Genomic DNA, 24880 nt, shown 5'->3' with positions numbered 1-24880 from the left:
ATGCACATCTGGCCGCGCAGGCCGCCGAGCAGCTGCGGCATGAGAACCTGCAGGTGGACGTGATCGACCTGTATGCGGATCGCTTCGATCCGCTGGAAGCGGCTGACCACCATCCGCATCGCCTGCATCCCGACCACTTCGACGCCCAACGCGAACAGCGGCACAGCGCTGAGCAGGGACAGCTGCCCGCCGAGGTGCAGCGCCATCTGCAGCTGCTGCGGGCCACCGACCTGCTGATCCTGCAGTTTCCGCTGTGGTGGTTCGCGGCTCCGGCCATGCTGAAGGGCTGGCTGGACCGCGTGCTCGTCTACGGGCCGATGTACAACAGCCGGCAGCGCCACGAGCACGGCGTGATGCAGGGCAAGCGCGCGTTGCTGAGCGTCACCACCGGCTCGTCGGCGCGGGCATGCGCGGCGGATGGCCGCGAGGGCGACACCCGGTTGCTGCTGTGGCCGTTGATGTACAGCCTGCGCTACGTCGGCTTCGAGGTGATGGAACCGTTCGTGGTGCATGGCGTGCGTTCCGGGCTGCCAGCGGATCGGGTGCAGGCGCACGATGCGGCACTGGCGGCGGCCACCAGCGACTACCGCGAACGGCTGGCAGGCTGGCGACAATGGCCGAGCGTACCCTTCAACGACAGCGGGGATTTTGACGGGGGTGTGGCGCTGCGCGCGGAAGCGACCGCCCACAGCCCTTTCATCCGCCATCGCAACGTGGAATGAATCCCCACCTGCAGACGCCATCGGAAGGCCTCATACTTCCCCCTCTTCCGAAGCACCTTGGTGAACCCATGACCACCCTGCGCCCCTCGCGCGCCGACGAAGGCGCCGCCCTCGTCGACCTCTGGCGTCGTGCCGTCGACGCCACCCACGACTTCCTCAGTGCCGAAGACCGCCAGGCCATCGATGCCGAAGTGGCCGGTTTCCTGCCGCAGGCGCCGATGACCGTTGCTGTCGACGCACAGGATCGCCCCCTCGGATTCATGCTGATCGACGGCACCCACATGGAAGCGCTGTTCATTGACCCCGACGTGCGTGGCACCGGGGTTGGTCGCCAACTGTTGCAGCACGCGTTGACCCTGTGCCCACAGCTGAGCACCGACGTCAACGCACAGAACGCGCAGGCCGTGGGCTTCTATCTGCGCATGGGCTTCGTCGAAACCGGTCGCTCACCGCTCGATTCGCAGGGGCGTGCGTATCCACTGATCCATCTTCGGCATAACGGCTGACATCTGTCGGCCGCAACCGCGTGCTAGCGTAGCTGCCTTCGATCAAGGAACGCCGTGCATGGATGGTGCAAAAGCCCTGTTGACCCTGTTTGCGCTGGGCATCAGCCTGGTCTGGATCCTGGTGCCATTTGCCATCTTCGCTGTGCGCAGCCTGCTGCGTGAGGTACTGGCGGAACAACGTCGCACCAATGAACTGCTTGAACACATCGGCGGTTATCGCATTCCAAAGCCACAACCCGAACCGACCGTCTGGCGCGCGCCCTGACGGGCACGCGCTCGCCCTGGATCAGGCCGTCGCCTCGAAGGCCGGCGAGTACTGCACCTCGCCCTGCGCCAGCGGAGGCTGCAGGCAGAGCGCCTGGAAGTACTCCGCAGGCACACCCGGCAGCACCAGGCCTGGCTCGGCACGGAAGCCGAAGCGGCCGTAATACGCCGGCTCGCCCAGCAGCACGCAACCCTGTGCGCCCAGTCCACGCAGCGCGTCGAGTGCCGCGCGCATCAGCGCCGCGCCAATGCCCTGCCCCTGCCACGCGGGCAGCACCGAGATCGGGCCAAGGCCGAACCAGCCTGTGCTTCCATCGCTGATGGTGACCGGCGACAGCGCAATGTGTCCGACCACCTGGCCTTGGGCTTCGGCAACCAGCGAAATGCTCAGTTCACCACGCGAACGCAGCGCATCGACGATGAACTGCTCTGTGTGGCTGCTGTGCGGGGCTTGGCGGAAGGCAGCTTCGGTGAGCGCATGGATGACGGCGTGGTCGGCAGTGGATTCGGGGCGGATCGTGTAGTTCATGGTGGAAGACTTCGCTTGGTGATGATCGCGTGAATTAATGATCGATGTCACAGAACGGCGGCAGAATGTCGAATGCGGTGCGCAGTCGTTCCGATGCCGGCAAATCGACTGTGCCGCAAGCGCTTCCACGCCACCGCCCAATCCTGAATGCGTCAAATTTCTGGCACCCATGCCCGCTCGCGGGTGGCGCCGGGTTTCCCGGGCACCCCATAATCGGGAAACCTGTCACCAGGGAAGGATATATGGACATGGATGCACGATGCAGGAACACGCTTTGAGCACGGCAACGCCATCGCGCAGCGCACGATGCTGGCTGCCGGCGACCCTGCTGCTGGCACTGGCGGCGTGCTCGCCTTACTCAGACGCGGAGCGCGATGTCGCCGCGGGCGGACGCGGTCTGGCCAAGCTCAATCCCGCACCGAAGCAGGCTTATGAGCTGGTGCTGACACTGAAGGACGCGCCGGGCCCGTTCGCGATCGTTGAGGGCGTGGCCCAGTACGACGTCAGCAACTACGCAGATTGTGGTCGGATCCTGCCTGCGACAGGTACTGCAGGGCGCATCACCAGCCAGGAACCCGTCGAGCTACGCAAGGTCGGTGAGAACGAATACCGCGGCACTTTCTACCTGGACCGTATGCAGGACGAGGAGTACTACGGGCGCGGCACGTGCCACTGGGCACTGACGGGCGTTGGCGCGATGTTGCGCGCTACGACCGGCGAGGCGGATACGCGATTCCTGACGTTCATCGACAAGGAGCGCATGGAGAGCGACTCACCTCTTACGCTTTATTACCCAAACCTTATCTATCCGCGCGCCGACACTGTCGCCAACTTTGGCGCCAGTGGCGAGGAAGATCCGTCGGGGTACAGCGAAGATCTGCGCGACGCGCTGTTCTCAACCACCACCACTGTGCAGAAGCTTGTGCAATGAGCTGCCAGTTCAACCATCCCTCTACCCCCAAAGGAGGCCGACATTGCGCCACAAGATGATTCCGTGCCTTGCTCTGCTTCTATTGACCGCCTGCAACCCGGAGACCGCCATGAACCAGGAACGTGCCGCTGCCGAAGCCGATGTCGCCCAGGGTGGGCGCGGCCTCGCCAAGCTCAACCCCAGCCCGCGCAAGGCCTATGAACTGGTACTGCGCCTGAAGGATGCCCCCGGCGATTTCGCGGTGGTCGAAGGCGTGGCGCAGTACGACGTCACCAACGAAGACCAGTGCGGCCACATCGAACCCGCCACCGGCACTGCCGCCCGCATTACCAGCCAGGAACCGGTGGAGCTGCGCAAGGTCGCTGAGGGCGAGTATCGCGGCACCGTGTACCTCGACCGGATGCTGGATGAGGACTACTACGGTCGTGGCGTCTGCAAGTGGGAATTCAGCGGCGCCGGCGCGATGCTGAAAGCCACCGGCGCCGAGGGTGAAACCCGCTTCCTGTCGTTCATTGAGGCAGCACCCTTTGTCAAAGGCGAGACCGAGACTCGCCACTATCCTCGCGCAGACTATCCGCGCGTGAATGAGATTCCTGATTACGGCGCAAGCGGCCAGGAAGATCCCACCAAGTTCCGCCCGGAACTGAGGAATGCGCTGTTCTCCGCTTCGCTTGAAGCCAGCGAGGTCCGCCAATGAGCCTCAACAGCCAAGATTATGCAGCGCTGTCCGAAGATGCATACAAGGATTATGCGGTCGGTCGTCGTGCACCTGGTCAAGAAGAGATCGTCCCGATCAACGGGCACAAGTACAAGATTCTCGAGCACGTTGATAATCGACTGAACGGTTATCAGGGAACGATCTACCAGCGAGTCGACACCAATGAAATTGTCGTCGCACATCGCGGCACCGAACAAATCGCACGCGATGCGATTCTGACCGATGGTGGCATGGTCGTTGCCCGCACCAACGTGCAGGCTCCGGACGCCATCGCGCTGACTCAACGCGCCCTCGCTTACGCCAAGAAGGAGGGGCAGGATCTCGGGCAGCGTCCACCCGAAGTCACCGTCACCGGCCACTCCCTCGGCGGCGCCCTCGCCCAGATCACCTCGCACCACTTCAACGTCAAGGGCGAGACCTTCAATGCCTACGGCGCGGTCAGCCTCAGCTATCGCATTCCGGAAGGCGGCAACACCATGATCAACCACGTCATGGCCTCCGATCCGGTCAGCGCCGCGTCGCCGCATTTCGGCCAGGTCCGCATCTATGCGAAGCCGGATGAAATCAAGACACTCGCCGCAAACGGTTTCAGCAACCATCCGATGCGCGCCCTGATCCCGGACAGCCCGCTGATTGCAGCAGGCAGCTCGTTCGGTGCGCACAAACTGGGCAACTTCCTCGACGAAGGCTCGGTGCTGAAGCATCCGGAAACGCAGAAGCTGGCGAAAGACAACGCCAAGATGATCGAGGAGTACCGCGATGACGTCGAGTCACTGCGTCGCGGTGTCACCCGCGCGGCACGCGGCATCCCGGGCGGCGCCATCGATCTGTACGACCACATCCGCGGCCCGCTGCAGCCCGGTGAACCGGCACGCCGCGAAGCGGAGAAGAACGGCCATCACACCAGCATGCTGCGCATGGACGATGCCAACCACCTGGGCAACCCGTTGTTCAACGACGCGATCCGCGGCGTGCATGCTCATGACGTGCGGGTCGGGCGCGTGCCGGACGTGATGAGTACTCAGCTGGCGGGCAGCCTCGCCGCCGAAATGCACGCGGCAGGCGGCAAGCGCATCGACGAGGTGGTCATGAATGCCGATGCCTCGCGAAGCTTCGCGGTGCAGGGCCAGGGCGGCGACCCGGCACACCTGCGCGTGTCGGTGGACACGACCATGGCGATGAACACGCCGCTGGAGCAGAGCAGCCAGCGCATCGACCAGCAGGCCGCCGACCAGCGCGTTGCGCTGGAGCGCGACCAGCAGCTGGAACAGCAGCGGAACCAGACCCGCAGCATGCAGGCCTGATGGACTGCGCGGGAGCCGGTCAGCCCGGCTCCCGCTGCACGTCGGCACTCCGGCTCAGGGACCGGAGGCAGCCATCGGCGCGGAGGTACCGGCCGTCACAAACAGATCCGGGCCGGAATCCGGGAAGCCGCCACAAGCGCGATCCCCCGGCGCCACCGGGTCGCAGGGCCACTGGCTGCGCGGAACCTTTTCGCGCAACTCGAATCGGTCCCCGGTCCAGACAACGAATGCCAGGTGCTCACGGTTCCAGTCACTGAACGCACGCGGGCCACCCTTTTGGGCGGTCTCCGGGTACTGCACGAACCAGCGCATGGCCGGGCCATATTGCAGCTTGCTGTGATCCAGCGTGATCCGGCCCTCGCGCGCCAACTGGCGTGCGCGATCGGCTTCCGTCAACGGCGGCATGGCCGGCATCGCCTCGGCGGTAACGTCCCGCGGTGCGGCATCGCCACGCACCTGGTACACACGCTGGCTGACATAGGCCTCGCGGCAATCCCCCGCAGGCACGCGTACCGGCTCCGCGCCGTACTCATCGCGGTTGGCGACCCGGTCGCTGCAGGTGAACGGCGCCGACACCAGGTAGAACGTGCTGTCGGCGTCACGCCCTTCCAGTGAACGCACCCAGATGTCACCCATCCGCACGATGAAGTCCGGGCGCTGGCCGTAGCCCGGCACCGCCTTGAACCACGCCTTCTGCTGCACCTCACGCTCGCGCCAGCTGCGCGGCAGGTGGATGTCCTGCTGGGGCAGCGCGACCAGCAGCGCGGCCAGATGCGCCGGCATCCTGCCCTGGCAGGCGCCGATCAGCAGGTCGCCCTGGGTCGCGAGTCGCCCGGCCAGGTCCACGGGACAGCGGGCGCCAAGCGCGCGCTCGGTCGCCTGCTCGGGCGGCAACGGCACGATGGCCAATGCGGGCGGTGCGGGTGCTACCGCCGGAACGGCTGGCTCGACGGTGGCAGGCGGTACAGCCACAGGCGCCGCCACTGCCGGCGCAACGGGCGCGGGCGCCGGGTCCGCCGCCCGCGCCGGCTGCGCGTCCACCCCAGGTGCCGCAGGAGGTGTCACGGCAGCTGGTACTTCGGGAGCCGGCGCCGCGACAACGGCTTCGGCCGCCACAGGCGCTGCAACGGGCGCCGCCCCTGCAGGTGGGGCAACGGGCGCCTCGACAGCGAGGGGCGCCTCAGCGACGGGTACCGATGCCTCCTGAGCCTGCGCCGACGCTGCGGCAAGTCCAAGTGACAGCAGCCAGAGCGGCGGCAGGCGGCGCGCGGATGCATTGCAGCGGGCAGCGGCCTGCCGGGCATTCAAGGGAACGATTCGCATGTGGTGTCCTTACGGGTTGGTTTCCATGTCGGCGCCACAGGGCGCCACGCGTCGTACGTAAAGCGCCAGCGGGCACCCTGCCCGCCGGCATCGGCATTACAGGGATCGAGAACGCTGCTCCTGCTCGCGCGCGAGCGCGGCCGTCGGATCCTGCTGCGCAACGCTGGCCGCCAACTGCTGGCTGCTCTGCGCCAGTGGCTGCTGGGAGGCCTGCTCCCGATCAACAGACGCACGCAGCATGGCCGGATCACCCAGCGCGCCCTGCACTGCAAACAGCGTACGGCCGTCGTTGCCCGCCAGCAGATGATCGATGCGCGACAGGCCGGCCTTCTGCGCGCCCAGCGCCAACACGCCAGCGGTATTGTCGAGCTCCTGTGCACTGCGCAGTCCACTTTGTGGCCCCATCTGCTGCAGGTGCCGGCGCGCATCCTCGAACAACGCATTGCCGGGCTCACCGGCATGCGACATGTCGCGTGCAACGGTCTGCGCCGGTGCACCGACTTCGCCGCGATCCAGTCGCGCCATCACGTCCGGCGTCAACTTCTGCTGCCAGACCTCAAATCGTTGCCGGCGCGCCTCGATGCCATTGAGCGCGCCATTAAGCGCATAAGTTGCTTCGCGCACATCATGGCGCGCCCCCTCCGGCACCCGTGTCTGCCACTGCCATACGGCAATACGGCCTGCGTACTCGGGCTGCGCGGCCAGCTCCGGGTGATTCACCAGGTCCAGATCCAGCGCCTTGCCGGCACGCTCGTAATTCTCCTTGCCGACCAATGGCAGATAGCCGCGGCCGTGGTACTTCAGCGCGTCACCGGGCGCATCGTTGCCCATGCGGCCGCCATACATCAGTTCGGCCAGGTTCTCCGGGCGACCACGCAGCGCCTCCTGGCGGGCGCTCTCCAGCGCAGCGTTGCCATTGCGCCACGCAGCCTCCACCGGGATCTGCGAGATTCCCCGGGTGAAGTTGAAACTCTCGTTGAGCCGGCTCAAGCCGCGCGACTCGTGCCCTGCCTGGGCCATGAAATTGGCCAGTTCAAGCGGGGAGTCGATGCCGGCTTTGGTCGCCTGTCGCAACAGCTGCGACTCTCTATCGGTCGACACAGTGCAACTCCTGAATCTTCATCAGCGCGGATTCCCTTCCGCCGGTTGGAGCTTGGCTCATGGAAGCGACACCTCGGCGACGCTGGACGGGTCGAAGTCCTCGAACCGCACCCTGCCCAGCTCCGCCACCGAGTAATCCCGGATGTTGGTCGCTTCGGTCTCGATATCCACGACCTTGCGCCTCACCCCATCCACCCAGCAGGCCTTGTCCGCAGGCGCATAGCGGAACCGGTAGGTGCTGCTCCAGCGCTCGCGGCTACCGCCGTTGGTGATCACGCTGAAGGTGCCTTCCTCGACCATTGCATACGCAAAAGGGTCGCCGGCCAGGCCACCTCGGGTGGAACACGGCACCAGCTTGTCGTTGCGCGCGGCCAGCTGCCAACGCCCGCGCCCGTCACCGCGCAGCAACAGCAGCACCCGGTTCGGTCCGTGCTGGCCGGGCACCAGCCCTTCCGGCGTCGGCTGGTCGATGACCAGCAGCTGATACTCGATGCCATCGCCGTTGAGCTCGCCCCTGACAGCTTCCAGCAGGTTCGCACCGGACGGAACGAATGCCAGGGCATCGTCCATGTGTGCGCCAACCCTGTCTTCCATCCCCTCCCACTCCTTCAATGTGGTCATGCCGATGCCCGCCTCCCTGCCCAGCCGGAACGCGTTCCGGCTTATCCGCGCCTGCGCGGACAGGGATCATAGCCTTGCGTACGGCAAGACCGCGATGATGGCGAGCGTCACCCGATGCAGGGGCTGACAGCGTCCTCATTGGACGGAAGAACTCCTGCATTCGGCGGCACTGGAGCGTCATTTTCATGACGCGCGGGGAGCTTACCGCGAGGTGTTCTGCCGCGTCGAAGTGCGAGGAAATCGAAAAGCGGAATTGATCACAGAAAACGGGGCTTAGCGTGAATGGCGCCTTACCTGATGAACAGATCCGCCGTACAGGCCGTTCTGGCGATCCCGCATTGACCCTGCGGCAGCTGCTTCCATGCCGCCTTCGCGCTGCATTGCTGCATCGCGACAACGACCGCTCCCTGTTCGGACATGGCGGTGGCGACGCTGGTGGTTTCCGTGCCCAGACCCGCGTGGGCGACCGCCACGCATTGCGCCTGGAACAGGGTCGCCAACCTACATTCGCCTTTCCCGAACTCCTTGCACTCCTTCATGGATGCACGCTTTGCCTTGCCCCGCGAGCGCATCGAGTTGCTGATGAAGGTGTCGCCGCGGGCATCCATCGCCACGCCGCGCACGGTCTGCGCCCAGTTGGGGCGATTGTTGTACGGGGATCCTGAGCTGCTCACCGGAATGGGCGCACAGCCCTGTACACCCTGGCCACCGATGGGATACATGCCCTGCGGGCAGTTGCCTTCGGCAAGCGCAGTGAACGGCAGCAGGCCTGCAGTCAGCAGACACGGAAGAAAAGCGAGGTGGATCCGTTTCATGGGGAGACTCATTCCTTTGCTGCCCATTGTGGGAGGTGGGACGGCCTGAGCAGATGATCGTTGCCCACAGCCGATGCTGGAGCCAAGAGAACAAACGGAGCTGCACCCAAACACATGAAGCTTTTCGCCGCCATCTCGAGTTGCACTGGCTGCCAGTCCGACAATCCGATCAACGGGTCAGAATGACTCATAGACCGGCTTCGTACAGTCCTCGTATGCAACCTGACACGCCTTTCCATCGGTGTTGACGCACGACTGCTGGGCAAACTTCCGCGCTTCGGCGGAGTCCTTGGCGCTGGCAAGACCGGCGCGGGAAGCCCCGCCCTGGCTATTGGGAACCAACCATGCAACGCACTGGTTTCTATACGTGTAGATGACTCGGCAATCGGAAGCACCGCGCCTACCGCAGTCTGCCAGAGCAAACTGCTCCGCGTTCTCCTTGCTCGGCCGGCCCGTTGCAACACCCGCATCTGCGGTCGCGTCGGACGACGCAATCGCCCCCCACGTCTTATGCCACTGACTCGCGGGCCCGGGGTCGCGGGCAGTCGCCCCTGCCCCAGGAATCGGGGCACACCCACCAACCCCTTGATCGCCGATGGGGTACTGGCCGGAAGGGCATCGGCCCTCGGCACTGGCGTTGCTGGCAACAAGTAATGCAGCGAACAGCAGAGCAGAAATCACGAAAGCTGAATCACCACGCAGAGATTTGAAGTCGGCCATTGCCTTGAATCTCCGTGTGATGTCACAACCGATCAGTCTTGCTGGAAGAACGGCTTGGTACAGTCAGAATGGAAAACGGAGCAAGCCTGACTTCCCAAATCCTTGCAGTCCTTGGTTGCCCGCTCCTGCGCCTGTTCTTTCGTCGCCCCGGTGTTGAATCTCATGCCATTGTCCGGTCGTGCAGCCCGGACAACCGCATAGCACTGGTTGTAGTAGGTAAAAACGACTGTGCAGTCGGTAGCTCCGCCCTGCCGGCATCGCTCGACGGCTTGGCGCTCTGCCGAAGCCTTGGCCTGATGCCCAGTGGCAGAACCTGCATCTCCTCCAGGCGAGCTGGCGACTGCACCCCATGTCTTGACCCAGTACCCGGGATTCTCCTGCGGGGCGCTCTGAGCCGCGCCGGGTATGGGTGCGCAGCCTCCAACGCCTTGGCCACCAATCGGGTACTGGCCCCCAGGGCAACGGCCTTCGGCATTGGCATTTTCAGTAACGACGAGCACGGCAAACGCCAGCGTCAAAAACCCAAGAAATGTTACCCAGATGCTTGAATCCGGCCATTGCCAAGACTTTTTGGACATCACTGTTGATCACTCGGTGGTCTGATGCTCCGCACCCGTCATCTTCCTTGAAGCCTTCCGCAGTGCTTCAAGCGACATCCAAAGAACGGGAGGCAATATGATTTGCCATATCAGCCCTCCTGAAAGAAGGGCTTGGTGCAGTCCGAGTGGACGAACGTGCACTCCTGGCTTCCCGAATTCCGACAATCCTGCGTCGCCCTTTCCAGCGCCTGTTCCTTGGTAGCACCCGCGTTGAACATCGTTCCATTGTCCGGCCGGCCGGTTCTGATGGACGCATAGCACTGGTTGTAATAGGTGTACAGAACCTTGCAATCAGTTGCTCCCCAGTGACCGCAGCGCTCGATCGCCTGTCGCTCGGCCGAGGCCTTGGCCTGATGGCCAGTCGATGCACCCGCATCGCCATTCATGGATCCCGCAACGGCTCCCCACGTCTTAACCCAGTGCCCGGGATTCTCATCAGGCGCGCTCCGGCCTGCACCAGGGATGGGAGCACAGCCGCCCACTCCCTGATCGCCGATCGGATACTGGCCCGGAGGGCAGCGACCTTCTGCTAACGCAGAATTGATGTATGCAGAACCCATAAACACGAAAGACAAGCAAAGATATTTCAGAAAACCGTTGGCGCTCATCGTCAGTCCAGCCTCTAATTTCCTTGATTGGCGTTCGCCGCGCCACGTTGACCAGGTGTGGTTCCTCCCGCCCCGCCCGTGCCGTCAAACACTCGGCCCAGACTGTTCTGAGGATTTGCTGCATTGTGGCCCGACGCGGCCTCTGGAGCCGCCGGCGGCGGAGCCGACATGCCCGGCGGACGACCATCAGCACTCGGCGAGGCACTGGCGCCACCACCTATCTGCGAATATGCCATGAAGGTGCCCAGGGTACCCTGGAAGAACATCGCTGCCATTGGGGGTGTAGTCAGGATCAACGCGGTGAGGATCAGGCCCATGCCTCCCTGCTGCATTGCCTGGCTGGTCATGCCGTCGGACATGCTTTCCTTGAGGATGAACTCCTGCACCAGCGCTGTGGTCCAGAAAGTGGCCGCTACACGTACCACCATATCCAGTGCAATGGAGACCATCGCTGCAAGTACGGCCATGGAGAACATCGTGCCGATGCCGTAGAACAGCCAACGCTGGAACAACTGCTTGGTCTGGTCGAACAACAGGCAGAGGATGAACAGAGGGCCAAAGCCGATGAACAGCGCCATGGCGATTTCATACAGCATCAGCATCGCACCAGCGGTGATGGCTGGACCTGCGGTGCCCATGCCGATGAAGAACAGTGCCCGCTTCTTGTCCTCCAGCAGCTCCCCGTCATTCATGATCTGGATGGCGTCGATACTGGAAAGCGCCACCTGCATCCATGCCAGGCTCTTGTCGATCTGAGCTTCGGGTGACTCGTTCGAGCCTGTCACGACCTTCGTGATTTCTGCCTTGACGTCGTGGGTGAGGAAGCTCTGCAGGTTGGTGCCGAAAGCGCCCATCGTGGTGGCCGCGCTGACGATCAACGCCGCACGCGCCATATTGGTCACCAATACCATCATTGAGTCCCGGCTGCGGCCGGTCACGATGCGGAAGCCCTGCACCAGCACCCACAGGGTCATGAGCGTGAGGGCGATGCCGCCGACCCACTGCATCATTTCCCCCATCATGTCGATGCCGAACTTGTTTATCTTCTTTCGCAGGAAGTCGAAGATGAACTTGAAGAACACGAAATCCCCGATCGACTGGACACGTGCAACGTGCCCCATCAAATCCTGGAATCCGCCATTGAAATCAAAATTGGCAATCGACCTGATCATTTCCGCAATCCCTTGATGTATCCCTACCGGACAACCTCATGGAGCCGGTGCCTATGCACCTGCCCCAAGCGACGTCAGTCGATGTGCAAAGCGCCTTCCAATGCAGCCGTCTTGACCAGCTGCGAGATGACGCCCGGCTTGCCCTTCAATGCCACGCGCGCCAACACGCGCTGATTGGCCTTCATTGATTCCTCATAGGCGTCGTAGGACCGCATGCGCGCCTCCCACTCCTGCTGCAGCTTGGCAATGTCGTTTGCCGTACGCAGGGAGTCACTGTTCACGGCCGAAAGAGTTCCCGCAAGATTGCCATCGGCGCCGCCTCGCCAGCCCATGATCTCAGACAACGACGCGTTGATGCTGGGAATGGTCTTCTCGATGAAATCCACCGTCTCGTTGCGCTTCCGGTTTTCCATCATCTGGATGTTGACGCACAGCTGCTGCTGCTGCGCGTAGAGATCACCGGAGGTATCCAGCACAAACTTCTTCAGCAGGCTGCCAGCGCTGAAGCCCGCCGACGTACGGCAGAGGTCGGCGACCATATAGTCGTCTGGAACCCGCTCCAATGTGGCGCCTGGCGGCAAGCCGAAGTTGTTGATCATGCCCTGGATCTGGACAAGCGCATTTTGGTACTCCTGGAACGTCCTTCTCCACCGAGTTACCTGAGCCGCGTACTCCAGCCCGTCAGCCTTCATTTGCGCCTTCCCTTGGGCAAAGTCCTTCAGTGCCTGCATGAGATTACTGAGGTCGAAGACAGGGTAACCACCGGCCGAAACCGACGTGGTGGAGAACATGACCATGCTCCCCAGCAGGATGGCTGCCAGGCGCTTCTGACGCAGACCGCGGTGGCGCTTGTGATTTCGGGATGTCATGCTCATGTTCTTCTCCAGGGGAATGGATTTCATTCGGCGCTGTCTGATCCAGGGCTTTCAAGCCGCATCGGTTTCGGCAGAGGCCTTGGCTTTACCAGAGCCCTTTCGGTTCTTGTAGAAGTCCTCCAGCCACTGTTCCGGCGTGAGTTCGTCCACAGTGATCCGATTGCGGACTGCAGCCGTCTGCAGCACCCGATGCATGATGTCGATGTTGTCGGTCGAGGCCGAGATCACCGACAGGATGTCGTCCATGCCACGCAGGTTGAGCTGGCAGACACTGGAAGCATGGCCCTGCTTGACCAGGAAGCAGCGCGAGCGCTCGTCCAGTGCCGTGACCACCTTGAACTCCGCCTCGGTCAACTTCAGGCCATCCATGTAGTCGCTCTTGCTGGCGTTCGGGTTCGGCAGCAGGATGAGCGTGGCGGTCTGCTCGATCAGGGCAGCGGAGATGTCACTCTTCAGCGCATCTTCCGGGCTCTGCGTGGCGAAGATTCCCAGGCCGTTCTGCTTACGGATGGTCTTCTGCTTGTTCTTCGCGAACTCCTTCAGGCCACCCTCGCCGTCCAGGATCTTCCAGAATTCGTCCATCACATAGATCAGCGGACGACCGTCGATCAGCGACTCCAGGCGGTGCAGCAGGTAATTGATGACCGGCACGCGCACTTCGGGGTTGTCGATGATGTCGGTGTAGTCGAAGCCGATGATGTTGGCCTTGCTCAGATCCACCGTATCGATCGGATTGTCGAAGACCCAACCCAGCGAATTGCCCGAGGTCCAACGACGCATGCGCGCGTAGAGACCGTCATCGCCCATGTTGGGCAGGCTCTTCTGGAAATTGGTCATGCTGCGCAGGTGCATCGGCGTATCGAGCATGCTCTCCACCGCGCGGTAGATGTCCTCTTCCTCGCGGGCGCTGTACTCGCGCTTGCCGGCCAGAACCTTGATCAGGTCAGCCAGGAACTGCACGTTGGATTCGTTGTTCTCGCACTGGAACGGATTGAAGCCGGTCGGCGCACCATTCTCCAGGGCCAGGTAGTTGCCACCACAGGCGCGCACGAAGATCTCGGCGCCGCGGTCCTTGTCGAAGAAGAAGATGGTCGGCGACGGTTCGTACTTCTGCACCTGGCTGAGCAGGAAGTTGATCAGCGCGGTCTTACCGGTACCGGACTTGCCGATCACCATGGTATTGGCGATCGCCTTCTCACCCAGCGAATTCTCGGATGGATGGGTCGCGTGGAAATTGAAGTAGTACGGCTGGCCGTTGGTGGTCTGCAGCGTGGTCACGCAGTCACCCCACGGGTTGTTGTGCTGCTTGCCGGTGGCGAAATTGTGAAGCGGCGACAGGCCGAGGAAGTTCAGCGAGCTGACGTTGGCCAGCCGCGTGCGGAAGCGCCAGTTGGCCGGCAGCTGCGAATAGAACGACGAGGTGACCGCCAGATCTTCCTTGGTCGACACGAATCCGGCGTTGGACAGCTCGGCACGGGTCGAGGCCACGTTCTGCGACAGCTTGGCCTGGCTGTCGCCGTAGACCGCCATGATGAAGTGGTACTCGCCCAGCACGAAGTTGCCTGACGACAGATGATCCATCGCCTGGTCGAGTTCAACGATCTGGCTGACCGCCTTGTCGCCCGAGGAGATCATCATGCCCTTGGTCCGGTCCAGCACCTTCAAGGCATCCTGGCGCCCCATCGGGCTGAACGAATGGGTGATGACGTACTCGTAGTCCAGGTACTTCAGACCATTGAGGATTCCCGGATAGGTTCCCTCGGCATACTCCTTGATATTCAGGATCGCGCCGAAATGATTGACGCCATTGGGCGTATTGATCACGAAATCGCCGGTCTTGGCCGAGAACATGTGCCGGCTGACCGGAAGATAGTCTTTCACTGGCGCCGACAGTACCGGCACCGGCTCATCGATGCGGTTGATCAGGTAGCCGAACAGCTCCAGCGTTTCGGAAAACACCACGCCGTTCTTGGCTTCGTACATGCCGAGCCGGTACGGCGCGTAGTCGCGGATCACCGCCTCGACGTTGCCGGCCAGCTCCATCAGCTTCTCGACAGCCTGCTCCTGCTCGGCGCGCAGCTTGTCCACGTTCGCAGACTTCTCCACGAAGCGTTTACCCGCCACCACCGGACGATAGATCATCGTCAGGTACAGCTCGTTCTGCATGATGCGCTGCGAGGACAGCATGCCCATGTACTGGTCGGACACATCCTGGTTGAAGCGCTGCTTGTAGTGGCTCTTTCCCTTCAGGGTGCGACGGCGCCGGATGTCATGCACCCAGAAGGCGACGTTGACGAAATCCGGCGCACGCAGCGTCTGCAGCAACCGGTTGAAGGTGTTGTGCCGATGCTCAAGCTCCCATTCTTCGCGCCCCACGAACGGCAGCCCTTCCAGGTGCCAGGTCAACAGGTAGTCGCCGCCCGTGGTCTTCACCACATTCGGAGCCACGTGCGACGACAGGGGAATGAATTCGCTGATGGAGGTATCTGGGTTGAACATACGACTGCTTCCAAAAGGTACTGCCGACAAAGATTCGGAGTTGGCCAGGCGGGCGCTCAACGCCCGCGTGGCCGGATCCAGCCCTCAATCCCTGGGGGCCGGCTTGCTGCGGTAGTGATTCGGGTTGAACACCCACATGCCATCGTGCTCCTGCACGTTGCGCGTCTTGAGCTTGAACATCAGCCGCAGCCCCAGCAGGCGGAAGATCATCTCGTCACGCTTGGCCATCTGCCGCATGATGAAGATGGCCACCGGGATGGTCAGCAGAAACCAGAAGTTCGTGTACATGCTCAGCAGCAACAACCCGCCCGCCACCATGAAAAATGGCAGGTAGGGAACGCCCAGGAACATCGCTGGGCGCGTGCATCCCCGGAACAGGACGTTCTTATGCACTGTAGTACTGGACGGCGTGCTTGATCATTTCAAACGCCATGCCAGCGCCGTCGCCACCACCGACCTTGTCGCAGCTGCCAGCCTCCTTGCCGAGCAGCATGCGCGCGATCTGGCCTGCCGCGCCGATCAGCACACCGCCGATCAGGATCGGGGCCACGTCACCGATGCGCTTGTGGGCAAACGCGATCTGGTAACCGGCGAAGATCACGGCGATCGTGACCACGGCGATAGAGGCCATGTTCAGCAGGCCGTTGATGTTGGAGAAGAAGCCGCAGACCTTGCCATCGGTACCACCGAAGTCGGTGCCGGCCAGGGCCTGGGGAGCGAACACAGCACCTGCGAATGCGACCGCCATCAGCATGGTCTTCAGCGTGCGCTGGGCCTGGACGAGGTCGAGATTGAATCGCTTCATGGATTGATTTCCTTGTTGATGGACTAACACAACTGAATCGACCAGCCGGGGGACCGGTCGCACCACGACTTCGTCAGAACACGAAGGCCGCATCCCCTGCGGGAATCTGCTGCACCGGGGCACGTGGTGCCGGTGCGTTGTAGAAATTCTGGGCATCCGCTGCCGGCGCGTTGCGCTCGTTCCAGGGGCGCAGCATCACCGGCGCATTCGCGCCAGCAGCCGTCCCGGGAAGCTGTTGCGGCATGGCTGCCCCACCCTGCGCCGCACCAGGCTGCTGATACGGCTGCGGAGCCTGCTGCGGCATATCGTTTCCGCCCTGCGCCTGTGGCTGCATCATTCGATCGACCGAACCCAGCACCACGCGCGATACCGCCTGGTCGGCGATGTTCAGCAGGCTGCCGCGGGCCATCGCACCGGTGGATGGGTAAACGGTGTAGGCCCGGGCCGGGTCATTGGACGGCACGTACACCGGCGCACTGGCCTGGGCGACGATGCGTGCCTGGGCCGGCGAGGCCGTCTGCGGATGATGTTCGACCCTGACCACCCGACGCTCGCCGCGGCTGACCACGTCAATCGGCGCGACGCCGTTGCTTGCGACCTGCTGACCGCGGCGGATCGAGTCGTAGATCTTCTGCACGTACCCGTGACGGAAGCCGGTCTCGAAGTTGCCCGAGTAGTAGCAGCTGAACGACTTGCCCCAGTCACCACCGGAGCGCTTGTAGCAATCGGCGAGGATGCGCGAACCAGCCTGCAGGTTCGGGCACTGCTGGAAGGCCTTCTCGTAGGAATCCAGCCCGTACTTGCCCAGGTTGTAACGGTTGACCTGGGCCAGGCCAATGGAGAAGTTGTAGCCCTTCTCCTCCAGCATGCGAACGGTGGCCAGCGCCTCGTCGAGGGCCTTGGGCTGGCGCACCAGGGCGCCGCCGACCACGCCGATGGCATAGGGGTTGCGCGACGATTCCACGTTGATGACGTGCTGCATCACGTCCATCGAGACGGCAATTTCCGGGCACGCCATCATTTCCAGTCCTGGCAGCATTGGTCAGCCCTCCTGCCCCTGGGCACGCCCAGGATTGAAGTCGATGCCGGTGATGTAGCGCGAGCCGGCATGCGCCTTGATATGCACGACGATGTCGATGGTCATCATCAACAGTCGCTTGATCACGTTGAACTCCAGGCCCGAACCCTCGGCCGAGGCCTTCACCATCAGCGCCAGCTGATCCCAGGTCTGCTCCGGGCTGCCGGCATGGCAACTGGTGATCGAGCCCGGGTGGCCCGATGCGCAGTTGCGGATGAAGTAGAACGCCTCGTCACCGCGCAGCTCGGCCAGGATGATGCGTTCTGGCTTCATGCGCAGGCAGGCTTCCATGCAACTCTTTGCGCTGACATTGCTGGTGCTCTGCCCGCCCTTGGAGTACAGCAGGTGCACCACATTGGGTTGGGTCAGAAACAGCTCGCGTGCGTCCTCGATCGTGACCAGGCGCTCGTTGTCCGGGATATGATTGACCAGCGCTTTCATGAAGGTGGTCTTGCCGCTACCGGTCGCACCGGAGACCACGATGTTCTTGCGGTACATCACCGCACGACGGAAGAACTCTGCGTACTCGCGCTGCTGGCGCAGTTCCAGCAGCTCGCGGTCCTGCTCGCTCAGACTGCCATCCTGTTCCAGGATCTGGTTGAAGAAACCATCCTCGTGGTACTGGGTGAGCGACTTGGTGTGCTTGGACGGCAGGCGGATCGTGATCGAAACCTTGCCGGCATCACAGGCAGGTGGAATCACGAACTGCGCACGCTGGCCGGTGGGGAACGTGAGCGACACCACCGGATCGGCATCGGTGATGCGCTGGCCGGTGTTGCTCTCGTTCACCACTGCCGTGCAGAACTGCCGGGCCCGCTCGAAGGTCAGGCCCGGCACCTCCACCCGCTGCCACCCGGCCCGGGTTTCCAGGTACAGCTCACCGGGACGGTTGATGCAGATTTCCGTCACTTCCGGGGATGTCATGTACTCGGCGATGCCCAGCACTTCGTACTGATAGCGCAGGAAATCGCTGGAAACGAGGGCGAGGGGTGACACTTCGGCGTCCATGGTTGTTCTTCGGGTTACCGGCGCGGGTTGAGCACGTTGGTGAAGTCAACGTCCTTTGCGACGTAGACGTTCACGATGGTGCCCTGGTTGATGGTGACAGTCGGCGGGCGATTCGAACTGGTGAGGGCTTCGTTGGCGAGACGCTCCATCGTGCGCGCAGTGGCGCTTTCATAGGGCGAACGAACGGCGAAACCATTGCTGGAAACCGTCGTCGACTCTGGACCATGCTCGGCTGCGGCGTACTTGAAGGCGTCGGCGATCAGGCTGATCATCAACGCCGACGCAATGCGACTACCCCAGTGCGCGCTGTACTGGCCAGGATGACCAGCACCACCCAGCTGATCCACGCCCGGGCTGGACATGGCCACGTCGATGCCATTGGGCGTGGTGATGCGATCCCAGATCACTTCCACGCGCTTGCCCTTGGGACCGCCACCGTACGCACCATAGATCTTGGACCCCTTGGGCAGCAGCAGGCTGCGGCCGTTGATCGAGTAGACCGGCTCGGTCAACAGGCACGACGTATAACCTGCAAGATCGGTGATGATGCGTGTCTCGAGTACACAACGCAGATAGGTGCCACGCACCAGCAGCGCGTCGGGGCTCCGGATGTAGGAAGCATTGGACACATCCTCCACGTCAGGCCCGCGGCGCACCTTGGCCGGCGGAGCATTGCCGTTCTGCGCCTGCAGCGCAGCCAACGTGGCCTGCATGTAGGGATCGTCGTTGTCCCCTGCTGCGGCCTGGCCGCCAGCATCGCCCGTGCCCACGCCTGCGCCACCACTACCGGCAATGCGGCGATCCAGCAGACTCGGGCCACGCTCGACCTCGCGCTCGGGTTCGGCACGAGGAATGAACGTCGGGCCCATCGTTTCCTGCGGCGGTGGCGGCAGCATCGGAATGGGTTCGGCGGCTTCCCGGGCGGCCTCGCGAATCGCGGAGGGTGCAATGATCGGCAGGTCGGGGGTGCTCGAACGTGCAACCTGCGGCGGCGCCTTGACTTCTTCAGCGTCTTCCTTGCCCTTGCGCAGCAGCAGGAAGCCCATGGCCAGCAACAACACCAGGATGCCGCCGAGGAACAACAGCGCCTTGCGGTTCAAGCGCTGCTCTTCCGCAGAGCGAAGCTGCGGGGCACTGGCATCCAGGTCCGGGGTTGCCTCGGCCTGCGCATGCCCATAATACGGGTTCGTCGGTGGCTCCTGAGCCGCAGGGCCCTGCCCGTACGGAGACGGATTTGGATCGTTGCCGGGAGTGTTCTGCTGGCTCATTTCTTCACATTCCTTCGCAGGCCGACGACGAAGTCGCCGTGGCGGATGACCAGGTACGGGTAGGTCCCGTGCACGATCAGCGTATTGCCCTCAACCGTGGTGTTGACCACGAAATCCTCGCCGTACTCCTTCTCGCGACCGAACACGGCCGGGAAGATGCCGGTCTTGTATTCGGGCGAGTTGGGCAGTTTCAGATAGGTGAAACGGCCATCGTCGTAGGCGTTGACCGGGATCAGCCACCCCATCTTCTTCGCCTTACTGGTCGAATAGGAGTAGTTGAAGTTGTATTGGCGGTCCTTGGCCAGCTCGGTGCTCAGCAGCGGCTGCGCCTCTTCCTCGACCGCTGCCTGGGCAGGCCCGAACACAGTGTCATTCGGATAGACGAAGGCGATCTTGTACTGCACGCCGGCGCGACGGGCCTGCTCAAGCTGGCGCCAGTCGGTGGCAACGACTTTCAGCTCGAAAATGTACGAATGGGTCTCGGTACGCACCATCATGTTGGTGTCGACGTCGACGTTCTTCGGCTTGAGATAGAACACGTTCTCGCGACGGGTGAGTTCCCAGCCGCTGCTGAAGCCGGTGCTGTAGTCGAGGATCTTCTCGTTCGGGCTCAGCTCGATCTGGGTGGTGAGGCCCAGGCCGGTGCGAACCGGGTAGATGCGGTCCTTCTCATACTCGTAGTGGTCAACTGCCTGCGCCATCGCCGCGCTGGAAAACACCAGCGACAGCAACGACAGCAGCGCCCACGCGCTTCCCCTGATTTTTCGACTACTCATCGGTTGCTTGCTCCATCAGCATTTCCGGTGGAATGGTTCGGTGCCGGCATCATTGCCGGCTGTCCCGGCGCGCCCTGCCCCGGCATCGGCTGCCCCTGGACCGGCTGCCCCTGCATGGGCGCACCCTGCATCGGCTGCATCTGCCCACTGGCCGGCACTGCGACAGGCTGACCGGTGGCGGGATCGATCATGGTGGCAGCGGCCGGATTGTTCGGAACGTACATGCCCTGCGCCTGCTGTGCAGCGAGCTGTGCCTGTTGCGCAGCATCCTGGGCCTGTTGCTGCATGGCACCGTCATCCGGCACGGGCACGCCGCGCGCATAGTCGTTGTCGACACGGTACTCCGTGACCTGGAACGCCAATGGATTGAGCACGCGGTCCTGTTCGGAGAGCGCCAGATTCTGGTTGTACTGGAAGCGCATGGTGACCAGCTGGTTGTCCAGATAGGTCGATGCACCGCTGCGCTTGTCCAGCAGGCTGCGCTGGATGCGCACGGACGCGCCACGGAAGCTGCCGTTCGCCTGCACGCCCAGCGGGGTAATGCTGAGGATCTTGACCCTGATCGCCTTGCCCCGGCCGTACATCACGAACGGATTCTGCGGATTGTTGCTGGCATAGCGCTGCTTCATGCTTGCGGCGACGGCATCACTGGACATGACGAACACCAGCTCCCAGTCGCGCAACCCCATCACTGCGGAGTCGTACGACTCGCGCGCCAGCACGTACTGGGCGACATTGCTGCGGTTGACCGCCTCATTGGTGGTGATCGTCTCGCCCTGGAACGTACCCCTCAGGCGCGCCACAGTAGCGGTACCCGTGTAGGCATCGGCCATCACCAGGAAGGGCACCTTCTCCTTCAGCGGCAGCATGTAGTAGTAGCCGCCAGCCAGTGCCAGCGACATCAGCAATGAGCCGGTGGCGACCCACCAGGCACGGCGCTCACTACGACGCGCCATGTCGGCCACGGTGATCTCGTAGCTGACCGCCTTGGCGACCGACTGCTCGACCTTGGGACTATTGCCGGGATCCTTCTTGCGGAACATGGATTCTTCCGTACTGCTGAAACATCAATGGGCGTGGCACCCCTGCGACAGGCGCGGGGAGCGGCACGTTCGATGATTTCGAGGTGGACTCAGGTGCCGCTGTTGGAATCAGCGCCCTGTGCCGACGCGGTCGGCGTCGAGCCAGCGCTCTGCACAACGATCTGGTTGCCAACGATGGAGACGGAGATGCCCTGCGCTGCATAGGCCGCCGTCAGATCGATCACGGCCTGCTGAGCGTTGGTGGTGCCGATGTTGGAGACCGCGCCGTACAGGGTGAAGTCCGAGCTCAGGCGGTAATCCAGCGTGCGTCCGGAATCCTTGGCCCAGCGCTCGAGCATGGCTTTGAGCGTGCCATCCATCGGCGAGGCCTGGTAGACGTAGCTGGAGTACAGCGGGATCTCGGTGGTTTCCGCAGCAAAGCGGTTCACCGGCTTCCAGCGGCCTCCAAAATCGGGAGCGGACTTGGTGGCGCAACCGGCCACCATCAACGCCGCCACTGCGGCGATGGACATTTTCGCGATAAACGCCTGATTCATACGGGCTTCACTTTGACGTACGAAAAAGCAGTCCCGAGCATTGGTCCCCTGGTCGTCCGGCGCTGCGTCGCGCACGCCGGAATCGGAGCGACGCACTGACTGGCAGCACACCCACTCCGGCTCCCCTGCAGCCAACGGCTGCCAACCAAGTCGCGGGGCCGCCAGACACTCCCGGCGACACACCCGCATACCTCACCAACGTCGAAACCATCCATGTTTCATGGCACAAACTCCTGGCCACCCTGCTCTACAACATCTGCCATCCATCACACATTTCTGAACGGCATGCACAGGGTCGCACAACCACGCGTCAATTCCATGTCAGACAAGTCTGAAAATCCATGAACAAATGCCGAATTCTTGACTCAACTCACGTTTTCACGTCGATGAATATAAATCTACGTCACAAATTTAGCGACGTGAATTAGACGTTAAGCATGGGAACGTCGACTTTCGGCAGCAGCCTCGACGTGAAGTAGCGGTCCTTGTAATAACGGATCTTGTCGCATTTCACAGGATGCGGTATGCCCTCGTACAGGAACACTTCCTTGTCCGGCCCCATCGCCTTCAGCTCCTGCGGCAGCATCAGTGCCCGCCGCTCCTCGGTGAAGCTGTGGGTCTTCTCGCGGGCGTGGGTGACGTTCTTCTTGCGGATGGTGGTGTAGCCCAGCATGTCCGAATAGTCGTTGGCGTCCTGCTGCTCGCGCGGCGCGTACAGGATCTGCAGCGCGTGGTTGGTGATGATCGTTCGCGAGACTTCCCGGCCGTAGGTGGCATCGAGCTGGGACATGCTCTGGATGATCGGCAGCAGGCGGATGTTGTAACCGGCCATGTAGGACACCGCCGAGGCGATGATCTCGACCTTGCCGATCGAGGTGAATTCGTCCATCAGCAGCAGGCACTGGTACTTCAGGTCCGGGTTGGACTTGGGCAGTTCCTTGGTGTTGAGGTTGATCAGCTGGCTGAAGAACAGGTTGATGATCAGGCGGCTCTCGGCCAGCTTGTTCGGCTGGATGCCGATGTAGATGGTCATCTTCTTCTTGCGGACGTCGGTCAGCAGGAAGTCGTTGCTGCTGGTGGCCTTGTCCAGCACCGGGTTGATCCAGGGGTTGAGCGGTTCCTTGAAGGTGCCCAGGATCGAGGCGAAGGTCTCGTCGGCCTGGGACAGCATGTTGGCGAACGCCGAGCGCGCGTTGGCGCTGAGGAACGAACGCTCCGACAAGGCCTTGAGGTACTTCTTCAGGTCGGTGCCGTCGCCGGATGACAACCGGTAGACAGAACCCAGCGTCGGCGTACCCGAGCCGCCCGGGAAGCCGCTGCTGCGCTCGTCGTCCCAGTTTTCGAACAGATACAGGGTGAAGGCCATGAACGCGTTGCGCGCCTGGCTGACCCAGAACTTCTGGTCCTCGGCGCCGTCCGGATACAGCATCGCGGCGATGCTCATCAGGTCCGACACCCGGAATGCCGGATCATCGGAGACATAGCTGAGCGGGTTCCAGCGGTGCGTGCGCCGATCCTCGGCGAAGGGATTGAACAGGTAGATCTCCTGGCCCTGGCTGGCGCGCCAGCCGCTGGTCAGGTCGAAGTTCTCCTGCTTGATGTCCAGCACCACCAGCGATTCGCCGTATTCCAGCAGGTTCGGGATGACCACGCCCACGCCCTTGCCTGAACGGGTGGGTGCCGCAAGAATCACGAACTGCTGACCATCCAGCCGCACCAGTTTGCCGCCATGGCTGCCGACCACGATGCTCTGGCCGGTCTTCTTGAACATGCCATGCCTGGACAGGTCGGCGCCGGTGGCGAAACGCGCGTCGCCATGCAGCGAGCGCTTGTCCTTCTTCAGCAGCAGCACCAGACCGGTCACCAGCAGGACCAGCAGCGGCAAGCCGAAGCCCACGTAGCCGGCCCACTTGATCTTGCCCACGAACGGCGCAACCTGCGGTTGGCCGATGGCGTGGTAGTACTGGTAGTACGTGTTCCAGGTGAACAGCTTGGTGTCCAACCCCAGGAACAACAGGGTCAGGTAGCCGGAAAACACGAAACCAAGCAGCAGGGTCGCCAGCGTGACGATGGCGATGAGCAGATACTTCTTACTGGGCAACACCCGAATCCTCCATGATGCGCACGAGGGCGCGACGGCCTAGCGGCGGCGCCAGCGCGACGCCTTCTTCCGCAGGTTGTTTTCGTTCTCCAGCCCGGGCTCTTCGCCCTCTTCACGCACCCGCTGCAACAGCAGTTGGCGCGCTTCGGCCAGTGATACCAGGTCGGTCAGACGATCCCCATCGTCGGCGACGACCGCATGGCCGACCACATCGCCCGGAGCGTACACCGGCTCGTAGGACACTGCTACCAGCTGATAGCGGCCACGGGTTTCCAGCACATGCCTGAATTCCTGCATCGCATTCCTCCTTGTCGGGGCAACACTGCGTCCCCTGCCCCGCCATGATGCCCATCGCAGTGTCATCGGCGTATGCACAAGCGCTACGGTTTCTGCGCGAAACTGTCTGCGGATATCCAAGGAGACTGCAATGGACTGGGTAGCACTTGCACGCACGCTGGCCACCGAGGCCCACGCGGGCCAGACGGACAAGGCCGGCCAGCCTTACATCTGCCATGTGGCGCGGGTGGCGGCCGCGGTGCGCGGCGACGATGACGCCGAAGTGGTGGCCTGGCTGCATGACGTAGCCGAAGACTGCCCGGCGTTTGCCGCACAGATCGAGGTCTTTCCCGCCCCGCTGCGCGAGGCGGTGCACCTGCTCAACCGCGACGCGGCCCCCGACGCGGACAGCTACTACGCGCGCATTGCCGCCCACCCGCTGGCACTGAAGGTGAAGCAGGCCGATCTGGATGACAACGCCGATCCGCAGCGCCTGGCGATGCTCGACGCGGCGACGGCCGGGCGCCTGCGCGGCAAGTATGCGCACGCCCGGGCAGCGCTGGGCATCTGATCGCGCCGCGCGGTGGCCGGTGGGCGAACGTGTCACCGATCAAACGCTGATTTACCCTGAGTGCTGCTGCCCTTGTTGCGGTGCAGCAGTACAATGACCGGCTCCCCGCCC

At 62.9% G+C, this 24880-nt stretch carries 28 protein-coding genes; 7 read left to right on the top strand and 21 right to left on the bottom strand.

The features are described from left to right. From QRO91_RS15025 to QRO91_RS15015, 3 genes are all read left to right on the top strand, one after another. The coding region (locus tag QRO91_RS15025) for an NAD(P)H-dependent oxidoreductase (RefSeq protein ID WP_285310455.1) at window positions 1–722 on the top strand (722 nt) is incomplete at its 5' end. A 68-nt stretch (window positions 723–790) separates the two neighbouring features. Further along, window positions 791–1228, top strand: coding sequence for an acetyltransferase (locus tag QRO91_RS15020; RefSeq protein ID WP_197619816.1), 438 nt, complete (start codon window positions 791–793; stop codon window positions 1226–1228). A 58-nt stretch (window positions 1229–1286) separates the two neighbouring features. Then, window positions 1287–1493, top strand: coding sequence for a hypothetical protein (locus tag QRO91_RS15015; RefSeq protein WP_106549104.1), 207 nt, complete (start codon window positions 1287–1289; stop codon window positions 1491–1493). 21 nt (window positions 1494–1514) lie between these two features. On the opposite strand, the gene QRO91_RS15010 is transcribed toward QRO91_RS15015, so the two are convergent. Further along, entirely contained in the window at window positions 1515–2021 is a 507-nt protein-coding gene (locus QRO91_RS15010; protein WP_197650386.1) for a GNAT family N-acetyltransferase, read from the bottom strand. Window positions 2022–2280: 259 nt separating this feature from the next. Between QRO91_RS15010 and QRO91_RS15005 the strand changes: the two genes are divergently transcribed. Genes QRO91_RS15005 through QRO91_RS14995 form a run of 3 tightly spaced genes read left to right on the top strand, consistent with a single transcriptional unit; the run spans window position 2281 to window position 4974 of the window. Then, window positions 2281–2952 carry a hypothetical protein gene (locus QRO91_RS15005; protein ID WP_197619814.1) on the top strand — a complete coding sequence of 224 codons (672 nt, stop codon included), beginning with the start codon at window positions 2281–2283 and terminating at the stop codon, window positions 2950–2952. 43 nt (window positions 2953–2995) lie between these two features. Further along, the gene (locus QRO91_RS15000) at window positions 2996–3649 is read left to right on the top strand and encodes a hypothetical protein (RefSeq protein WP_049429674.1); all 654 of its coding nucleotides are present in this window, start codon (window positions 2996–2998) and stop codon (window positions 3647–3649) included. Then, complete coding sequence (locus QRO91_RS14995; protein ID WP_049429675.1) at window positions 3646–4974, top strand: XVIPCD domain-containing protein; 1329 nt, start codon at window positions 3646–3648, stop codon at window positions 4972–4974. The genes QRO91_RS15000 and QRO91_RS14995 overlap by 4 nt, the downstream gene beginning before the upstream one ends. Window positions 4975–5028: 54 nt before the next feature. Here QRO91_RS14995 and QRO91_RS14990 read toward each other — a convergent pair whose 3' ends face one another. The 20 genes from QRO91_RS14990 to QRO91_RS14900 form a co-directional block, all read right to left on the bottom strand. Continuing rightward, window positions 5029–6297 carry a hypothetical protein gene (locus tag QRO91_RS14990; RefSeq protein WP_404830267.1) on the bottom strand — a complete coding sequence of 423 codons (1269 nt, stop codon included), beginning with the start codon at window positions 6295–6297 and terminating at the stop codon, window positions 5029–5031. Between the two features lie 96 nt (window positions 6298–6393). Further along, the gene (locus QRO91_RS14985; protein ID WP_049429677.1) at window positions 6394–7398 is read right to left on the bottom strand and encodes an XVIPCD domain-containing protein; all 1005 of its coding nucleotides are present in this window, start codon (window positions 7396–7398) and stop codon (window positions 6394–6396) included. 57 nt (window positions 7399–7455) lie between these two features. Beyond that, complete coding sequence (locus QRO91_RS14980; protein ID WP_010484878.1) at window positions 7456–7992, bottom strand: hypothetical protein; 537 nt, start codon at window positions 7990–7992, stop codon at window positions 7456–7458. A 317-nt stretch (window positions 7993–8309) separates the two neighbouring features. Beyond that, entirely contained in the window at window positions 8310–8834 is a 525-nt protein-coding gene (locus QRO91_RS14975; protein ID WP_049429678.1) for a DUF4189 domain-containing protein, read from the bottom strand. Between the two features lie 177 nt (window positions 8835–9011). Beyond that, complete coding sequence (locus QRO91_RS22590) at window positions 9012–9554, bottom strand: DUF4189 domain-containing protein (protein ID WP_080355028.1); 543 nt, start codon at window positions 9552–9554, stop codon at window positions 9012–9014. Between the two features lie 32 nt (window positions 9555–9586). Beyond that, window positions 9587–10132 carry a DUF4189 domain-containing protein gene (locus QRO91_RS14970; protein WP_080355029.1) on the bottom strand — a complete coding sequence of 182 codons (546 nt, stop codon included), beginning with the start codon at window positions 10130–10132 and terminating at the stop codon, window positions 9587–9589. A gap of 110 nt (window positions 10133–10242) precedes the next feature. Further along, on the bottom strand, window positions 10243–10761 hold the full coding sequence (locus tag QRO91_RS14965; RefSeq protein ID WP_223846428.1) for a DUF4189 domain-containing protein: 519 nt from the start codon (window positions 10759–10761) through the stop codon (window positions 10243–10245). Between the two features lie 14 nt (window positions 10762–10775). After that, on the bottom strand, window positions 10776–11933 hold the full coding sequence (locus QRO91_RS14960; RefSeq protein WP_049429679.1) for a type IV secretion system protein: 1158 nt from the start codon (window positions 11931–11933) through the stop codon (window positions 10776–10778). A gap of 74 nt (window positions 11934–12007) precedes the next feature. Next, window positions 12008–12808 carry a hypothetical protein gene (locus QRO91_RS14955; RefSeq protein WP_197650384.1) on the bottom strand — a complete coding sequence of 267 codons (801 nt, stop codon included), beginning with the start codon at window positions 12806–12808 and terminating at the stop codon, window positions 12008–12010. 51 nt (window positions 12809–12859) lie between these two features. Then, a complete protein-coding gene (locus tag QRO91_RS14950; protein ID WP_197619812.1) occupies window positions 12860–15307 on the bottom strand; it encodes a VirB4 family type IV secretion/conjugal transfer ATPase in 2448 nt (815 codons plus the stop codon). A gap of 84 nt (window positions 15308–15391) precedes the next feature. Next, entirely contained in the window at window positions 15392–15700 is a 309-nt protein-coding gene (locus QRO91_RS14945) for a type IV secretion system protein VirB3 (protein ID WP_142806261.1), read from the bottom strand. Then, the gene (locus tag QRO91_RS14940) at window positions 15693–16112 is read right to left on the bottom strand and encodes a TrbC/VirB2 family protein (protein WP_043034647.1); all 420 of its coding nucleotides are present in this window, start codon (window positions 16110–16112) and stop codon (window positions 15693–15695) included. The genes QRO91_RS14945 and QRO91_RS14940 overlap by 8 nt, the downstream gene beginning before the upstream one ends. A gap of 73 nt (window positions 16113–16185) precedes the next feature. Continuing rightward, window positions 16186–17151, bottom strand: coding sequence for a lytic transglycosylase domain-containing protein (locus QRO91_RS22585; protein WP_285310454.1), 966 nt, complete (start codon window positions 17149–17151; stop codon window positions 16186–16188). A gap of 3 nt (window positions 17152–17154) precedes the next feature. After that, window positions 17155–18198, bottom strand: a complete 1044-nt coding sequence (virB11, locus tag QRO91_RS14930) for a P-type DNA transfer ATPase VirB11 (protein ID WP_033833165.1) — start codon at window positions 18196–18198, stop codon at window positions 17155–17157. A gap of 14 nt (window positions 18199–18212) precedes the next feature. Continuing rightward, a complete protein-coding gene (locus tag QRO91_RS14925) occupies window positions 18213–19466 on the bottom strand; it encodes a TrbI/VirB10 family protein (protein ID WP_197632133.1) in 1254 nt (417 codons plus the stop codon). Then, window positions 19463–20242, bottom strand: a complete 780-nt coding sequence (locus QRO91_RS14920) for a TrbG/VirB9 family P-type conjugative transfer protein (RefSeq protein ID WP_033833167.1) — start codon at window positions 20240–20242, stop codon at window positions 19463–19465. Before QRO91_RS14920 ends, QRO91_RS14925 begins: the two co-directional genes overlap by 4 nt. Then, on the bottom strand, window positions 20239–21285 hold the full coding sequence (locus tag QRO91_RS14915) for a virB8 family protein (RefSeq protein WP_049429684.1): 1047 nt from the start codon (window positions 21283–21285) through the stop codon (window positions 20239–20241). Before QRO91_RS14915 ends, QRO91_RS14920 begins: the two co-directional genes overlap by 4 nt. A gap of 89 nt (window positions 21286–21374) precedes the next feature. Next, the gene (locus tag QRO91_RS14910) at window positions 21375–21821 is read right to left on the bottom strand and encodes a hypothetical protein (RefSeq protein ID WP_049429685.1); all 447 of its coding nucleotides are present in this window, start codon (window positions 21819–21821) and stop codon (window positions 21375–21377) included. Between the two features lie 424 nt (window positions 21822–22245). Continuing rightward, the gene (locus QRO91_RS14905) at window positions 22246–23925 is read right to left on the bottom strand and encodes a type IV secretory system conjugative DNA transfer family protein (protein WP_197650382.1); all 1680 of its coding nucleotides are present in this window, start codon (window positions 23923–23925) and stop codon (window positions 22246–22248) included. Window positions 23926–23961: 36 nt separating this feature from the next. Continuing rightward, window positions 23962–24219, bottom strand: coding sequence for a hypothetical protein (locus QRO91_RS14900; protein ID WP_005410128.1), 258 nt, complete (start codon window positions 24217–24219; stop codon window positions 23962–23964). Window positions 24220–24349: 130 nt separating this feature from the next. Here QRO91_RS14900 and QRO91_RS14895 point away from each other — a divergent pair, with 130 nt between their 5' ends. Beyond that, a complete protein-coding gene (locus QRO91_RS14895) occupies window positions 24350–24769 on the top strand; it encodes an HD domain-containing protein (RefSeq protein ID WP_012480647.1) in 420 nt (139 codons plus the stop codon). The last annotated feature ends 111 nt before the right edge of the window (window positions 24770–24880 follow it).

The organism is Stenotrophomonas maltophilia group sp. Smal32, assembly GCF_030237085.1.
GTDB classification, from domain to species: Bacteria; Pseudomonadota; Gammaproteobacteria; order Xanthomonadales; family Xanthomonadaceae; genus Stenotrophomonas; species Stenotrophomonas maltophilia_Q.
The sequence above is the reverse complement of the archived record's forward strand: the minus strand, read 5'-3'. Positions and strand labels throughout refer to the sequence as shown.

Excerpts from the sequence above, each read along its gene's own strand:
- QRO91_RS14915 (WP_049429684.1), bottom strand. The coding sequence starts at position 21,285 with ATGTTCCGCAAGAAGGATCCCGGCAATAGTCCCAAGGTCGAGCAGTCG.
- QRO91_RS22585 (WP_285310454.1), bottom strand. The coding sequence starts at position 17,151 with ATGCTGCCAGGACTGGAAATGATGGCGTGCCCGGAAATTGCCGTCTCG.
- QRO91_RS14990 (WP_404830267.1), bottom strand. The coding sequence starts at position 6,297 with ATGCGAATCGTTCCCTTGAATGCCCGGCAGGCCGCTGCCCGCTGCAAT.
- QRO91_RS14920 (WP_033833167.1), bottom strand. The coding sequence starts at position 20,242 with ATGAGTAGTCGAAAAATCAGGGGAAGCGCGTGGGCGCTGCTGTCGTTG.
- QRO91_RS14950 (WP_197619812.1), bottom strand. The coding sequence starts at position 15,307 with ATGTTCAACCCAGATACCTCCATCAGCGAATTCATTCCCCTGTCGTCG.
- QRO91_RS15015 (WP_106549104.1), top strand. The coding sequence starts at position 1,287 with ATGGATGGTGCAAAAGCCCTGTTGACCCTGTTTGCGCTGGGCATCAGC.
- QRO91_RS14910 (WP_049429685.1), bottom strand. The coding sequence starts at position 21,821 with ATGAATCAGGCGTTTATCGCGAAAATGTCCATCGCCGCAGTGGCGGCG.
- QRO91_RS15005 (WP_197619814.1), top strand. The coding sequence starts at position 2,281 with ATGCAGGAACACGCTTTGAGCACGGCAACGCCATCGCGCAGCGCACGA.
- QRO91_RS14900 (WP_005410128.1), bottom strand. The coding sequence starts at position 24,219 with ATGCAGGAATTCAGGCATGTGCTGGAAACCCGTGGCCGCTATCAGCTG.
- QRO91_RS14960 (WP_049429679.1), bottom strand. The coding sequence starts at position 11,933 with ATGATCAGGTCGATTGCCAATTTTGATTTCAATGGCGGATTCCAGGAT.
- QRO91_RS14975 (WP_049429678.1), bottom strand. The coding sequence starts at position 8,834 with ATGAAACGGATCCACCTCGCTTTTCTTCCGTGTCTGCTGACTGCAGGC.
- QRO91_RS14925 (WP_197632133.1), bottom strand. The coding sequence starts at position 19,466 with ATGAGCCAGCAGAACACTCCCGGCAACGATCCAAATCCGTCTCCGTAC.
- QRO91_RS22590 (WP_080355028.1), bottom strand. The coding sequence starts at position 9,554 with ATGGCCGACTTCAAATCTCTGCGTGGTGATTCAGCTTTCGTGATTTCT.
- QRO91_RS14955 (WP_197650384.1), bottom strand. The coding sequence starts at position 12,808 with ATGAGCATGACATCCCGAAATCACAAGCGCCACCGCGGTCTGCGTCAG.
- QRO91_RS15010 (WP_197650386.1), bottom strand. The coding sequence starts at position 2,021 with ATGAACTACACGATCCGCCCCGAATCCACTGCCGACCACGCCGTCATC.
- QRO91_RS14995 (WP_049429675.1), top strand. The coding sequence starts at position 3,646 with ATGAGCCTCAACAGCCAAGATTATGCAGCGCTGTCCGAAGATGCATAC.
- QRO91_RS14965 (WP_223846428.1), bottom strand. The coding sequence starts at position 10,761 with ATGAGCGCCAACGGTTTTCTGAAATATCTTTGCTTGTCTTTCGTGTTT.
- QRO91_RS14970 (WP_080355029.1), bottom strand. The coding sequence starts at position 10,132 with ATGTCCAAAAAGTCTTGGCAATGGCCGGATTCAAGCATCTGGGTAACA.
- QRO91_RS14980 (WP_010484878.1), bottom strand. The coding sequence starts at position 7,992 with ATGGAAGACAGGGTTGGCGCACACATGGACGATGCCCTGGCATTCGTT.
- QRO91_RS14940 (WP_043034647.1), bottom strand. The coding sequence starts at position 16,112 with ATGAAGCGATTCAATCTCGACCTCGTCCAGGCCCAGCGCACGCTGAAG.
- QRO91_RS15020 (WP_197619816.1), top strand. The coding sequence starts at position 791 with ATGACCACCCTGCGCCCCTCGCGCGCCGACGAAGGCGCCGCCCTCGTC.
- QRO91_RS14895 (WP_012480647.1), top strand. The coding sequence starts at position 24,350 with ATGGACTGGGTAGCACTTGCACGCACGCTGGCCACCGAGGCCCACGCG.
- virB11 (WP_033833165.1), bottom strand. The coding sequence starts at position 18,198 with ATGGACGCCGAAGTGTCACCCCTCGCCCTCGTTTCCAGCGATTTCCTG.